Genomic DNA, 13,227 nt, shown 5'->3' with positions numbered 1-13,227 from the left:
GCTCGAGCTGGTGCGATCCGGGCGCAGCGAGGCGCTGGCGCGCCGCCTCGAGCAGAGCGGGACCGCGACGCTCGAGGCCCGTGATGTCGCCGACGCGGCCGCCGGCGGCGATCCGGCCGCCACGGCGCTGCTGAAGCAGGCGGGACGGATGCTGGGACGCGGTCTTGCCGCCGTCGTCGACGTGGTCAACCCGTCGTTGGTGATCGTCGGTGGCGGCGTGGCGCGCAGCGGCGACGTGCTGCTCGCCGCGATACGCGAGACCCTCTACCAGGCCGCCTTCCCCTCCGCCACGACGGATCTGCGGGTGGCGTTCTCCCCGCTCAGCGATACGGCGGGGCTGGTCGGGGCGGCGCACATGGTGATGGACGAACTCCTGTCCGTCCAACTGCTGCCGCTGTGGCTGGACGCGGGGTCCCCGGCCGGGCTTGCCGCCCGCATCCACGGACCGGAGACCCCGTAGCGTCCGCCCAAGTCTCAGCCCTCCTCTCCCGGGCCCGTCTGGAACGTGAAGTGGCCTACGAACAGCTCCGGTTGTACGCCGTCGGGCCAGTCCGCGACGAAGTACAGGTCGTGTGCCCCGCTGGGGTCGGTGACCGGGGCGGTGAACGTCTGGTAGACGCGATTGCTGAGCGAGGTCGACCCGGTGTGCGGCAGGTTCTCGTAGCGCGCCACGACCGGTCCGTCGGGGGCATCGGCGTGGACGGTGACGTTCACACCGGCCGTCCGGGTGGCGAACTCCATCGCCAGTTGGTCGATGTCGCCGACGTTGATGCGCGGGAACATGAACCAGTTGCCGGAGCCGGGGACGAACACCTCGCCGTAGTACAGCCCGACGCCCTCGCCTTCGGGGTAGGTGCTGGCGCTGTACTCGCGCGGATGCAGCACGACGTCGCTCTCGCCGGTGAGCGCCGGGGCACCGCCTTCGCCGCCCTCGTCGGTGTAGCTCGCCTCGACGATGTGGAACACGTACGCACCGGGGCCGTGTTCGGCGTCACGGCCCGGTGAGATGACGCCCTGGCAGTTCGCGTCCGGCGTGGCCTCGCCCATGGGGTGGCCGTGCTGGTTGTGCCCCAGCTGATACGTCACCTCGACCTTCGTGCAGTCGACGGGCCCGCCGTCCGGATCCTCGACCTTCACCGTGAACGGGATGTCCTCGCCGAACTCGGAGAAGCCGCCGTCCACAGGCGCCTCGAAGGTGACCGTGGGCCGGGTGTTGCCCGCGACGACGGACAGCCGGGTGGTAGCCGACTGGCCGCCGGCGTCCGTGACCGTCAGCTGGGGCTGGAACTCCCCGGCGGAGGTGTAGGTGTGCGACACCGTGGCACCTTCGGCATCCGTCGTGCCGTCGCCGTCGAAGTCCCAGGCGTAGGCGAGCGTGTCGCCGTCGGGGTCGGTGGTGCCGGAGGCGTCGAAGTCCACCGTCAGCGGCAGCGCCCCCGAGTTGGCGCTGGCCTTCGCCTCGACCTGCGGCGCCCGATTGCCCTCGATGTGGTCGACGCGGTAGAGGCCGGCGTCGTCGTTGCTGGAGCCCCAGCCGTTGCCGTACTCCAGCACGTACAGCGAGCCGTCGGGGCCGAACTCCATGTCCATCGGCTTGACGAAGTCCGTCTCCGGCAGGAACTCCCGCATGCCCTTGGGGGAGGTGAGCTTCTTGTCGAAGCGGGTGGTCTGGACCCAGTCGGTGGTCCAGTCGTAGAGGAAGTGCCGGCCGTCGAACCACTCAGGGAATTTCGTCGGCGAGGGGTTCTTCGCGTCGTAGCGGTACATCGGCCCGGCCATGGCTCCGCCGCCGTACAGCTCTGGGAAGTACTCCTGCTTGTCGTACGTGTAGTAGATCGTCGCCGGTTCGATCGGCGGCAGCTCGGTCAGGCCGGTGTTGTTGGGGGAGTCGTTGACCGGCTTGTCGCAGTCGAACCATGGGCCCGGCTTGTCGTCGACGTAGTTCCAGTCGTTGTACGGCTGGTTGTCCATCGTGCAGTACGGCCAGCCGTAGTTGCCCGGACCCTTCATCAGGAACAGCCGGACGTGGCCGGCGGGCCCGCGCTCCGGATCCGACAGGACGGCGTCCGGGCCGTAGTCGGCCATCCACAGGGCGCCGGTCTTCTCGTCGTAGTCGCCGATCGTGAACGGGTTGCGGAAGCCCATCGCGTAGATCTCGGGGCGGGTCTTGTCCTGCTTGTCGTCCTTCTCGGGGAAGAGGTTGCCCTTGGGGACGGTGTAGCCGCCGTCCGCCTTCGGCTTGATGCGAAGGATCTTGCCGTTGAGGTCATTGGTGTTCGCCGAGGTCCGCTGGGCGTCCCCGTTCGCCTGCCCCGGCCGCTCGTCGGTGCCGGGAAAGCCCCGGGAGGCGCAGCAGTTGGTGTTGTCGCCGGTGGCGATGAACAGCACCCCGCGCTCGGTCATCAGCAGGTCACCGGCGCTGTGACCGCCGCCCACGCCGCGCGGGTGCGGGATGTCGATGACGGTCGTCGCCGAGGCCGGGTCCAGCTCGTTCTGCTCGCTGAGGGTGAAGCGGGCCACCCGTGAGACGTACGACGTGTCCCAGTCGGGCCGGGAGAAGTGCAGGTATATGTGCCCGGTCTTGGACAAGTCCGGTGCCAGGGCCAGCCCGACGAGCCCCAGCTCACCGGTGACCTTCACCGGCACCGTGCCGGCCACGACCGACTTCTCCTGCTGCGGATCCCACACCTTCACCCGGCCGTCCCGCTCGATGTAGACCACCCGGCCGTCGGGGGCGACGCTGATCCGCATCGGCTGGGTCAGGCCGGTGCCCTCGAGCAGCACCTTCTGGAACCGGTCGTCGCTCGGCACCGGCACGTCCCGCCCGCCGTCACGGGCGTCCGCCGCGGGCGCCATCAGCGCGAGCGGCAGCACGGCCACCGCGACCAGCAGCGCCTTCAGGCCCCCGGCGGCGCGCAGGCGTCTGCGGGGCACTAAAGACCCGGCTCCCTCCCGGAACCGGAACCGGCCGCGTTCTGATCGCTGATCGGGCATCTCGGACTCCCGTCCTCGGGGCGGCACTTGGGGCGAGGAGGAATCTAAGGGCTTATGGGCGCTTGGAAAAGAAGTTCTGCGAAGATCGCTAGAACTTTCGTCCTTGAGAGGACAAAGATCTCGGCGTCGTGCAGCTCGCCGTCGCCCTGGTGGTGGAAGCGTTTGGTGCTGGTGCCGTGGTGGCGGACGCCATGGGCACCCCAGCGGGTGCGGAACTCGTCGCTGCGGGTGCACAGTTCACCGACGAGGTCGTGGAGCTCCTTGTCGTGAGGGTTGCGGCCGGCTTCGGTGCGCAGGATCGCCACCGCGATGTCGGCGACGGTGTCCCAGTCGGGGTAGACGCTGCGGGAGGTGGGGGCAAGGACTTTGAACCGGGCGAGGTTCGGGTGGGTGCCGATGACGGGACTGAGCGCGATGACCGACCTGGCGTGGGTGCCGCAGTCCTGCACGCTTCGCATCGACCTCGGCGAGCTTGACCCGCCATCTCGCGCCCAGCCCCCACTTCGTCGAGCCGGTTGAAGCCGGCGTCCATCAGCCCGCGCGGGTTTCGAAGTGCAGCTGCGTGGAGTCGTCAGGCAGCGCGAGCATCACTGCGCGGAACGCCGGCCCGGTCGGCCGCCGGGGACGACTGCCACAGCGCCATCGAGAGCCATATCAACGTGGCACCGACGACGATGTGCAGTGCGCTCGTGAACACCGATTCGGGCAGCGCGATCAGAAACGCGAGCAGCGGCAGTGCGACGGCGTACGCCCATGACGGCACCTTGGGGAACCTGCGGGCGCGGATCGTCGCTGCCCCGAACAGGGCGCAGCCCACGGCGAAGACGACGGCCGAGCCGAGGAGTGCGGGAATGGTGGGGCCTGTCAGTTCCGCGTCGATGACGGCGTCGTCGAGGTAGAACAGCACCAGGTTCGAGGTGAACGCGGCCCCGCCGAACAGGCCGAGGCCGATGAGGTTCACGACGTAGGCGGTTTCTCCGAATCGGCCGGTTGCCTGGCTCTGCCGCTGGTGGAGCGCGGTGAGGAACGGCAGGGAGAACGCGGGGGAGAGGGCGAGGAGGAAGCTGGTCGCGGCGGTTTCCCCGGTGAACGCCTCGACCAGTGAGGGCAGGGCGATGAGCAGGCCGGACAGCGCCCCGCAGAGGGCGCCGAGGCGGGTGAGCCGGGTGGAGACCGGTGCAGTGCTGATGGGCGAGGACATGTGGGCCACTCCGGTTCGTCGAGGGGCAGGTCAGGGCCGCAACGGTAGGAGTGGCGCGTCAGCGGAGGGAGGTGCACAGCGGCGAAAGCGGCCGCGGGAAGTCACCGTCGCACGGGCGGCACGGGTGCCGTTGGGCATGTGCCGTTCGGCCATACCTGTCCGGAGCTTTCCCGTCCGTGTCGCTCCGGGTGCGGACCCGGCCTAGCCTGGCGGCAGCGTCGGGTGGGTGGGGGTGTGCATGGCGGCGTATGTTCCTGTCCCGTGGGTGTCGCCGCTGCTGTACGGCGCGGTGCTCGTCGGCGGTCTCTACTACCTTGCAGCGGATCTGGGCGACGGTCCCGGGCTGCTGTCCTGGCGCACGGCCGGCTTCGTGGCGGGGCTCGCGGCCCTGTTCGTACTGGAAGCGGTGGGGCGCCGGTGGAGCGAGGCCAGGGTGCCGCTTCTGCTCGCCCGGTTCTGCCTGACGGCCGCCGTGGTCGCCCTGGACGCCTCGGAACTGTCCCAAGTGCTGTTCGTGCTGCTGCCGTTCACCGCCTACTTCGCGTTCGGCCGCACGGTCGCGCTCGCGCTGGCGGCGCTGTGCGTGGCCGGACTGCTCACCGGCTATCTGCTGACCGCCCCCGGCTGGTACCGCGACATGGAGTACGTGTCCGACCTGCTCATGCTCGGCATCGGCCTGGTGCTGGCGATCTCGATGGCGGCCGTCGCCGTCGGCGAACAGCGGGCCCGGCGTGAACTGCAGGAGTACGCCGCGCGGGTCGCGGAACTGTCCGCCGCGACCGAGCGCAACCGGCTGGCCCGGGACATCCACGACAGCCTCGGCCACCATCTCACGGCCATCTCGGTGCAGCTGGAGATCGCCGCGGAGTTCCGCACCCTGGACCCGGACGCCGCCGGACGGGCGATGACCGAGGCCAGGCACGCGGCCAAGCTCGCGCTGGGCGACGTACGGCAGTCCGTGCGCGCGCTGCGCGACGAGGCCGCACGCCCGTCACTGTCCGCCGCACTCGAGGGCTGGGCACGCGACGGCGGTACGGGACCGTGCGTCACCGTCGAGGTGAGCGGAGACGAGGACGGATACAGCGCGGCGGAGCTGACCGCGTTGTACCGGGCCGCGCAGGAGGGGCTGACCAACGCGCTGCGCCACGCGGGAGCCTCGCGGGTGTCGGTGGCCGTCCGGTTGACCGAACACGGCGCGCGACTGGCGTTGGCCGACGACGGCTGCGGCTTCACACCGGACACGGCCACCGCCGGATTCGGCCTGACCGGCATGAAGGAACGGGTGCACCTGGTGGCAGGCAGCGTGGACATCGACAGCAGACCGGGCGGGGGCACCCGGCTCACGGTCGTCGTCCCCCGGGGCGGAGGCGAGCGGTGAGCGAGGAGCCGACGATGGTGCGGGTGCTGGTGGTGGACGACCAGCAGCTCATCCGCGACGGCATCGCGTCGCTGCTCTCCATCCGGCCCGGCATCACGGTCGTCGGCACGGCGGTGAACGGGCGGGAGGCCATCGAGAAGGCGGTGGAACTACGGCCCGACGTCGTGCTGATGGACGTACGCATGCCGGAGCTGGACGGCGTCGAGGCCGTCGCCGTGCTGCGCGGCCGGGCGCCGGAGAGCCGGGTGGTGATGCTCACGACGTTCGACGACGAGGAGTACGTCGTCCAGGCGCTGCGGGCGGGCGCCAGCGGCTATCTGCTCAAGGACCTGCCGGCCGACGAACTCGCCCACGCGATCCGCCTGGCACACGCCGGAGTCACCCAGCTCGACTCCTCGGTGGCCGGCCGCCTCGCCGCCGCCCTGCCGCCACCTGCCCCCGTCCCGGCCCCGGTGGTCGCCCTCAGCCCGCGCGAGATCGACATCCTGCGGCTCGTGGCGCGTGGCCGGACCAACCGGGAGATCGCCACGCAGTTGTATCTCAGCGAGGGCACCGTCAAGAACCACATCTCCCGCATCCTCAGCCGCCTCGCCCTGCGCGACCGCACCCAGGCCGCACTGCGCGCCCACGAGCTGGGCCTGCTGTGAAGCCCACCGCGAAACCAGTTCCCTGCGAGCCACCAGCCCTTCCTGGGGCGGCTGCGGCACCCTCACCCATCGGACGCGGTGGGATGGGGGAGCCAGCGGGCGTACGACGGGACCCTCGCCCGGCGCAATGCCCTGCCGGCCTGGCTCCCTCACCCTAGGACAGGCTGTTGATCTTGCTGCGGACCTTCTTCACGATGGTGGCCGGGAGCGTCGCGTAGCCCTGGAAGCTCAGGTCCTCCTGGCCCTCGGGGCCGGCGATGTACGTGAGGAATGCCTTGGTGGTGGACCATGTCGCCGGTTTGTTGCCCTTGTCGCAGACGATCTCGTACGTGACCAGGTCGATCGGATAGGCGCCCGGTGCCTTGGTCGCGTAGTCGAGCTTGAGCACGAGGTCGTCGGCGCCGGCGATCTTGGCATCGGCGAGCGCCTTGGAGGCCGTAAAGACACTGGCGGAGACCGGAGCGGGCGCGCCGGTGGCGATCGCGACCGTGGGAATGCTGCGGGCGATCGCATACGACAGCTCGACGTAGCCGATCGCACCCTCGGTCTTCTTCACGTGGTCGGCGAGGCCCGAGGAACCCTTGGCGGACTGGCCGCCCTTGGCCATCCACTCCTTGTCGTGCCCGTGCGCCCACGCACTCGGTGCGGCGGCGCTCAGGTAGGAGGTGAAGTTGTCCGTCGTGCCGGAGGAATCGGACCGGTGTGACGCCTGGATCGACGTCGACGGCAGCTTGACGCCGGGGTTGAGCTTCGCGATCGCGGGATCGTTCCACTTCGTGATCTGCGCGTCGAAGACCTTGGCCAGGGTGGGGGCATCCAGGACCAGCTTGCTGACCCCGGGCAGGTTGTAGGCGATCGCGATCGGGCCGCCGAGCATCGGCAGGTGGACGGCTCGACCGCCGGAGCAGACGGTCCTGGACTGGGTGATCTGGGTGGCGCTCAGTGCGGAGTCGGAACCCGCGAAGGCGGTCCTGCCCTTCAGGAAGTCGGTCTGGCCGGCACCCGAGCCGTTGCCTTCGTAGCTGATCCGGGTACCGGGGCAGGCCCGCATGTAGTTCTTGATCCAGAACTGCATCGCGAACTCCTGCGCAGTCGAGCCGGAAGCCGACACAGTGGCCGCCTTGCCGCACTTGACGCCGCCGGCACCCGTGGGGGCGGCGGGCGAGGCAGCCAGGGGCGTGCTGCCGGAGGGCCGGGAACCGCCGCTTGAGCCGCAGGCTGCCAGGAGCAGAGCGCCGGAGACAACCGCCGAGCCGACCGCCAGCAGGCGCAGCCCGTTCTTCCGCTGAAGCTTCACTCTTCGGTGCTCCATTCTGTAGACCGCCGCCAGGGTCGGCGCAGTGCGGGGATGTGGTGCGGTCAGATGACTGTGGATCGAGCAGCAGTCACGACCGCACCCTGATGATAACCGTGTGTAGCGAGTCGGTCCCTTTAGGTAATCACGCAGGCGCCCGGCTCCTGCCCACGTCGAGTGGCCACTGCGGATCGAATGGAGGGAGGCTGGAAGGGGGCGATCCGTGGTGAGGCGGGGCGATCAGCGGATGGGAGGAAGCCCATGAGGGTCGGAGTTCTGACCGGCGGCGGCGACTGTCCCGGCCTCAACGCCGTGATCCGCAGTGTCGTCCGCAAAGGCGTCCAGGAATACGCCTTCGACTTCGTCGGCGTACGGGACGGCTGGCTCGGTTTGCTCAAGGGCAATGTCATGCCGCTGGACATCGCCGGCGTGAGGGGAATCCTCCCTCGTGGCGGGACCATCCTCGGCTCCTCCCGTACCAATCCCTTCAAGCACGAGGACGGCTTGCGGCGCGTGCGGGACACCCTCGCCGAGCACGACGTGGACGCGCTCGTGGTGATCGGCGGTGAGGACACGCTCGGTGTGGCCACCGAGCTGAGCCGACAGGGGATCCATCTGGTCGGGGTGCCGAAGACCATCGACAACGACGTGTCCGGCACCGACTATACCTTCGGCTTCGACACCGCCGTAGGCATCGCGACCGAGGCCATCGACCGTCTGCACACCACCGCGGAGTCGCACATGCGCACCCTGGTGGTGGAGGTGATGGGGCGGCACTCCGGGTGGATCGCCCTGCACGCCGGGGTCGCGGGCGGCGCCAACGTGATCCTCATCCCGGAGCGGCCCTTCGACATCGATGACGTCTGTGAACAGGTGAAGAGCCGATTCAAGATCAACTATGCCCCGATCGTCGTGGTCGCCGAAGGGGCCGTACCCAAAGAGGGACAGATGATCCTCAAGGATCAGACGCTGGACGAGTACGGCCATGTGCGGCTGTCCGGCATCGGCGAATGGCTGGCCCGGGAGATCTCGGACCGCACCGGCAAGGACGCCCGCACCACGGTCCTCGGCCACATCCAACGCGGCGGCACCCCGAGCGCCTTCGACCGATGGCTGGCCACTCGCTTCGGGCTGCACGCCATCGACGCGGTCAAGGACGGCGACTTCGGCGTCATGGTCGCCCTGCGGAGCACCAGGATCGTCCGCCTGCCCCTCGCCGACGCCACAGGGAAGCCCAAGATGGTCGACCCGTCGCTGTACGACGAGTTCGAGGTGTTCTTCGGCTGACTTGTCGCGGCGCTCGCCCCATCGCCGTGGGACCTGCCAGTTCGCCGCGTGGTGCAGAACTGCGTGCGTGACCGGACCGAGTCGGCCCTCCGCAGCCTGCGGATCGGTGCGGCGGCCCACGACCGTTGCGCTCTTACCTTTGAAAACTAGGCCCCGGCGTAGGGGAGTGCCGTTCAGGTCAGCGGGGGTTTGCCGAAAGCACGGAACATTCCCGCCAGGACAGCTCGCTCGTGTAGGTGGGGGCCTGGGGCTGAGCTGGGCCTTTGCTGACCTGGGGAGTTGCTGTAGCGAGCGACTGCGGAATACTTCCCTCCAGTTCTCTGGATTTCCCGCGAGTTCCCGGCCAACTGTGCAATGGATGTGCAATGGGCCGGGCGGGGGCGAGGGCGCGATGACGCGGCCCGGGGAGGGCATGGAAGCCCGTCCGGCCGGTCGGAGTGCGCTTGGTCCGGATGCGTTGGTGCGGCTGCTGCGCGGTCTGGTCGTCGCAGCGGTCGCGGCCTACGCGTCGTATGTGCATCAGCGTCATTTCGTCCTGCAAGGCGGAGCGGACCCGGTGACGGCCGTGTTGTGGCCGTTACCGGTGGACGGGCTGTTGTTGGCCACGGCCGACTTGCTCAAGCCTGCCCAGGAGGAGGGCCGTCGGTCGCGCTGCTGCTGTCGGTCGAATTGTTGGTGCACCGGCCACTGGGCCATTCGGGTGATGGTCTCGCGGACGAAGTGGACGATGTGGCTGTGCCGAAGGGCGGCGGATCCGCTGCTTGAGCAGGCTCGGCAAGTGGATGCCAAGTATCGGGAAGCGCACCAGAGGCCGGTATCTGGGGAGACTCCGCGGAAGCAGTTGCATGTTGGTGCTGAGCGGTCGAGGCGGCTGGTCGCTCTCGTGCGTGAAGAGCCGAATGATCGCCCCGTCGATCCTCGTACGTCCGCCTACGAGAAGCCGAGCGCGCGGTCGGGACTGCTCACTGCCCGGCATGCTCCCGTCGGCGGCTAGGAAACGATCCTCTTGGGCCGCCGCTGCGAGCGGCCCGTACGAGTACCGGTCGGTGTGCCACATGGGGTGGTGAGGGGCGACGTTGGAGGTCAGGACGACGCCGTGGAGACCCGCCGCGAGGCAGCGGTCTACGACGAACTCCGCGATGTCCTTGCCGACGGCTTCCTGGAACGGTTGCGATGGCGGGCGGAGCCGGTGAAGGAGCCGACTCATTTCCCGTGGCCTCTTCAAAGGCTCACGGGTGACTGCCGCGATCCCGGCGCCGACCACGGTGACGACCGCGGCAGCCGGGCGCCGTGAAATGAACCGCATCCCGTGCGGGATTTCCTCGACATGATCGTCGATCAGCAGACTTCGGCTTCGGCGCGAGCGTCGTGTTTAGCCTTGACTTCTTCGTGAGTACTGGGAACACCTCCGCACAGAACCTGCCCTTCGGCGTCCCGACCGCATACCGCTGCGGGGACGGGGTTGCCGTCGCTCGACTGCGCGAGCCGATTCCGCTGCGCCGGCCGCCCCATGCGTGATCGGTACGGTGGTACCGGGACGACGAGAGGGGCGGCGCGGCCGTGGGTGAGGAAGTGCAGATCAGGACGGCGAAGGAGGCCGCTGACCACGAGCTCATCCTGGCGTTCGGGCGGTTGCAGGGGGCGGCGAACCGGCTGGAGTACATCCTCGGCCGGGCGCTTGAGGTGGAGTGCGGCATCAGCCATTTGGTCTTCGAGGTGCTGCTGATCCTCGGGCGGGCGGGTGAGCCCGGGCTTTCCATGCGGGCCATCGCGCAGGAGCAGGTCCTGACCACTGGCGGCGCCACCCGGCTGGTGGACCGGATGGAGACGGCGGGGCTCGTGACGCGCGCGGAGTCTCCCGGCGACCGGCGCGGGAAGCTGGTGCGGCTGACCCCGCTGGGCGAGGAGACAGTCGTAGGCGCTGCCCGGGTGCACCTGGAGAACATCAAGCGGTATTTCGTGGAGCCCCTCCCCGCGGCGGATCGCGAGAGGTTCGCGGAGGATCTGCGGATCCTCAGTCACACAGCCCGGGACGTGCTGCCCCGGCTTCCCTGACCTGCGGAGCGGCGGCAGTGCAGGTCTAATGGCGTTGGCCGCGCTCGTGTGTCTCAGTTCACACAGATCGAGAAATATCTGACGCGTCAGCTACTGTTTGGTCAGATGAATCGCTTGCAACCGGCGAGCGCCCCATCCCTGCTGAGGTCTTCGATGAAGCTCGTCTACGTCTTCGACGCCTGCTGCGGCTGGTCGCACGGCTTCTCCGGCACCCTGCGCGAGATCACCTCGCGCCACCCCGACCTGCCGGTCGAGGTGGTCTCCGGCGGTCTGTTCACCGGGCCGCGTCGGGTGCCGATCCGCGAGTTCGGCTACGTCAAGGACGCGAACGCCAAGATCGCCGAGCTGACCGGCGCCGTGTTCGGCCAGGCGTACGAGGAGTTGATCGCCGACGGTTCGTTCGTGATGGACTCCGAGGCCGCCGCCCGTGGCGTCGCGGCCCTGCGCCAGGTGGCCCCGGACCGCGCGGCGGAGCTGGCCGCGGCCCTACAGCACGCCTTCTACGTCGACGGACGGAGCCTGTCCGAGGCGGCTACGTACCGGACGGTCGCCCAGGCGACCGGGCTCGACGCGGATGCCGTCGTCGCCGCCTTCGAAGCACCCGAGGCACAGACCGCGGCCCACGCCGACTTCCGCCGCGCGGCCCAGCTCGGCGTCACCGGGTTCCCCACTCTCCTGGCCGTCGACGCCGACTCCGTCACCCCGCTGGCCTACGGCCACGCCACCGCCGACGAGGCCGACGAACGCCTCGCCGCTCACTGAGCTTCCCCCGTCCCCACCCCATCCCTTACGCAAAGGAGCCATCGATGAGCACGCTTTCCTTCAAGGTCCTCGACCTGGACTTCCCGGCCGGCAGCAAGAACAAGACCGCCACCCTCGTCACCGGCGAGCAGGAGGCGCTGCTGGTCGACGCCGCCTTCACCCGCGCCGACGGCCACCGGCTGGCCGCCGAGATCCTCGACTCCGGCAAGAAGCTGACCACCGTCTTCGTCAGCCACGGCGACCCCGACTTCTACTTCGGCGCCGAAGTGATCGCCGACGCCTTCCCCGACGCCGTCTTCGTCGCCACCCCAATCGTCATCGAGCACATCCAGCACTCCTACGAGGGCAAGCTCAAGGCCTGGGCGACCCTCGGCCCGAACCTGCCCACCCGCCTGGTCGACCTCACCCCGCTGACCGGCGACCTCACCCTCGAAGGACACCGCTTCGAACTCAAGGGCGGTCCGACCGGACTGCCCGACCGCCACTACCTGTGGCAGGCCGAGCAGCGCGTGATCCTCGGCGGCGTCCTGATCTTCCAGCAGGAGCACGTATGGATCGCCGATACCCCTACCCCGGTCGACCGCGCCGCCTGGATCAACCTGCTGGACGAAATGGCCGCCCTGGACCCGGAGTTGGTCGTCCCCGGCCATCGCCTGCCCGGCACTCCGGCCGACGCCTCCGCCATCACCGCCACCCGCGACTACCTGCTCGCCTTCGAGGAGGAACTCGGCAAGGCGGCCGACGGTGCCGCGCTGACGGAGGCGCTCGTCAAGCGCTACCCCGACAATGGCATGCTGATCGCCGCCCAGATCGGCGCGAAGGTCGCCAAGGGCGAGATGAAGTGGGGCTGACCATGGCCGAGTTCGCCACATCCACGGCCCCCGCCGACGTCGTACGGCGCCAGTACCTGGCGTCCGCGGCCGGCGACCTGGAAGCCCTGCGCGCCACCCTCGCCTCCGACGTGGAGTGGACGGAGATGGCCGGTTTCCCCCTGGCCGGCACCTACCGCACTCCTGAAGGGGTCACCTCCCATGTGATGGAGCAGCTGGGCAAGGAATGGGAGGGCTGGACCGCCCACGACGACACCTATGTCGTCGACGGCGAGAACGTCGTCGTCCTCGCCCGGTACACCGCGACCAACAAGGCCACCGGCAAGCCGATCGACGTCCGTGTCGCCCACCATTTCGTCGTACGGGGTGGACTCATCGTCCGTTTCGAGCAGTTCGCCGACACAGCGCTGGTGCGCGAGGCGATGACGGACTGACATTCCGTTCCACAGGACGGCTCCGAGGCGTTCCAACCGATGCACGGGGCGACGCACACCTCTTGGATCTTCGACCCGCTGTGGGTAGGGGCTCACCGCCCGCGCGCTGGAACCGGGCATCTTCAGCGGCGTCGATCCCCATCTGGCCGACGAAGCCGTCGAACGACTCAACTGGCAGGGGGTGGACGCCTTTACCCAGACACTCGGCGCCGCCCTCAGTCGACTTCTGCCGCCGGGACCGCGCACAGCGTCCATCAGGACCTAGCCAGGGGACGCCCCGCTTTAGTGGGGTGGGGAATGGCTTCTGAGTCCTGCTCTGGCCTCAACTGTGTGCACGGATCTGTG

At 69.2% G+C, this 13,227-nt stretch carries 13 protein-coding genes and 1 pseudogene; 10 read left to right on the top strand and 4 right to left on the bottom strand.

Annotation, left to right across the window (positions count from 1 at the left end):
• Positions 1-460: ROK family protein (locus AB0I98_RS48385; protein ID WP_362952681.1), on the top strand; the 460-nt coding region annotated here is incomplete at its 5' end.
• A gap of 14 nt (positions 461-474) precedes the next feature.
• On the opposite strand, the gene AB0I98_RS48380 is transcribed toward AB0I98_RS48385, so the two are convergent.
• The 3 genes and pseudogenes from AB0I98_RS48380 to AB0I98_RS48370 form a co-directional block, all read right to left on the bottom strand.
• Positions 475-2,934 carry a PQQ-dependent sugar dehydrogenase gene (locus AB0I98_RS48380; RefSeq protein WP_362952679.1) on the bottom strand — a complete coding sequence of 820 codons (2,460 nt, stop codon included), beginning with the start codon at positions 2,932-2,934 and terminating at the stop codon, positions 475-477.
• A gap of 191 nt (positions 2,935-3,125) precedes the next feature.
• Positions 3,126-3,452 (bottom strand): annotated as a pseudogene (locus AB0I98_RS48375) (hypothetical protein); the annotation flags it as partial.
• A 113-nt stretch (positions 3,453-3,565) separates the two neighbouring features.
• Positions 3,566-4,195, bottom strand: coding sequence for a hypothetical protein (locus AB0I98_RS48370; protein ID WP_362952677.1), 630 nt, complete (start codon positions 4,193-4,195; stop codon positions 3,566-3,568).
• A 238-nt stretch (positions 4,196-4,433) separates the two neighbouring features.
• Between AB0I98_RS48370 and AB0I98_RS48365 the strand changes: the two genes are divergently transcribed.
• The gene (locus tag AB0I98_RS48365) at positions 4,434-5,573 is read left to right on the top strand and encodes a sensor histidine kinase (RefSeq protein ID WP_362952675.1); all 1,140 of its coding nucleotides are present in this window, start codon (positions 4,434-4,436) and stop codon (positions 5,571-5,573) included.
• Positions 5,574-5,587: 14 nt separating this feature from the next.
• Positions 5,588-6,220 (top strand): response regulator transcription factor, encoded by a 633-nt coding sequence (locus AB0I98_RS48360; RefSeq protein ID WP_362952683.1) that lies wholly within the window; start codon positions 5,588-5,590, stop codon positions 6,218-6,220.
• 154 nt (positions 6,221-6,374) lie between these two features.
• Here AB0I98_RS48360 and pstS read toward each other — a convergent pair whose 3' ends face one another.
• Positions 6,375-7,517, bottom strand: a complete 1,143-nt coding sequence (gene pstS / locus AB0I98_RS48355) for a phosphate ABC transporter substrate-binding protein PstS (protein ID WP_362952673.1) — start codon at positions 7,515-7,517, stop codon at positions 6,375-6,377.
• A gap of 258 nt (positions 7,518-7,775) precedes the next feature.
• Between pstS and AB0I98_RS48350 the strand changes: the two genes are divergently transcribed.
• The 7 genes from AB0I98_RS48350 to AB0I98_RS48320 all read left to right on the top strand — a co-directional run bounded on the left by AB0I98_RS48350 (position 7,776) and on the right by AB0I98_RS48320 (position 12,882).
• Complete coding sequence (locus AB0I98_RS48350) at positions 7,776-8,801, top strand: 6-phosphofructokinase (protein ID WP_362952671.1); 1,026 nt, start codon at positions 7,776-7,778, stop codon at positions 8,799-8,801.
• A gap of 358 nt (positions 8,802-9,159) precedes the next feature.
• Entirely contained in the window at positions 9,160-9,795 is a 636-nt protein-coding gene (locus AB0I98_RS48345) for a DUF2637 domain-containing protein (RefSeq protein WP_362952669.1), read from the top strand.
• Positions 9,796-9,897: 102 nt separating this feature from the next.
• A complete protein-coding gene (locus tag AB0I98_RS48340) occupies positions 9,898-10,095 on the top strand; it encodes a hypothetical protein (RefSeq protein WP_362952667.1) in 198 nt (65 codons plus the stop codon).
• 266 nt (positions 10,096-10,361) lie between these two features.
• The gene (locus AB0I98_RS48335; protein ID WP_362952665.1) at positions 10,362-10,856 is read left to right on the top strand and encodes a MarR family transcriptional regulator; all 495 of its coding nucleotides are present in this window, start codon (positions 10,362-10,364) and stop codon (positions 10,854-10,856) included.
• Between the two features lie 153 nt (positions 10,857-11,009).
• Entirely contained in the window at positions 11,010-11,618 is a 609-nt protein-coding gene (locus tag AB0I98_RS48330; protein WP_362952663.1) for a DsbA family protein, read from the top strand.
• A gap of 44 nt (positions 11,619-11,662) precedes the next feature.
• Positions 11,663-12,469, top strand: coding sequence for an MBL fold metallo-hydrolase (locus AB0I98_RS48325; protein ID WP_362952661.1), 807 nt, complete (start codon positions 11,663-11,665; stop codon positions 12,467-12,469).
• 2 nt (positions 12,470-12,471) lie between these two features.
• Positions 12,472-12,882, top strand: coding sequence for a nuclear transport factor 2 family protein (locus tag AB0I98_RS48320; protein ID WP_362952659.1), 411 nt, complete (start codon positions 12,472-12,474; stop codon positions 12,880-12,882).
• Positions 12,883-13,227: the final 345 nt, after the last annotated feature.

Source organism: Streptomyces sp. NPDC050211 (assembly GCF_040656035.1).
Classification (GTDB): Bacteria; Actinomycetota; Actinomycetes; order Streptomycetales; family Streptomycetaceae; genus Streptomyces.
Note: the sequence above shows the minus strand (reverse complement) of the source record. Positions and strands in the feature narration are given on the sequence as shown.

Excerpts from the sequence above, each read along its gene's own strand:
- AB0I98_RS48370 (WP_362952677.1), bottom strand. The coding sequence starts at position 4,195 with ATGTCCTCGCCCATCAGCACTGCACCGGTCTCCACCCGGCTCACCCGC.
- AB0I98_RS48365 (WP_362952675.1), top strand. The coding sequence starts at position 4,434 with ATGGCGGCGTATGTTCCTGTCCCGTGGGTGTCGCCGCTGCTGTACGGC.
- AB0I98_RS48360 (WP_362952683.1), top strand. The coding sequence starts at position 5,588 with ATGGTGCGGGTGCTGGTGGTGGACGACCAGCAGCTCATCCGCGACGGC.
- AB0I98_RS48350 (WP_362952671.1), top strand. The coding sequence starts at position 7,776 with ATGAGGGTCGGAGTTCTGACCGGCGGCGGCGACTGTCCCGGCCTCAAC.
- AB0I98_RS48345 (WP_362952669.1), top strand. The coding sequence starts at position 9,160 with ATGTGCAATGGGCCGGGCGGGGGCGAGGGCGCGATGACGCGGCCCGGG.
- AB0I98_RS48330 (WP_362952663.1), top strand. The coding sequence starts at position 11,010 with ATGAAGCTCGTCTACGTCTTCGACGCCTGCTGCGGCTGGTCGCACGGC.
- AB0I98_RS48325 (WP_362952661.1), top strand. The coding sequence starts at position 11,663 with ATGAGCACGCTTTCCTTCAAGGTCCTCGACCTGGACTTCCCGGCCGGC.
- AB0I98_RS48320 (WP_362952659.1), top strand. The coding sequence starts at position 12,472 with ATGGCCGAGTTCGCCACATCCACGGCCCCCGCCGACGTCGTACGGCGC.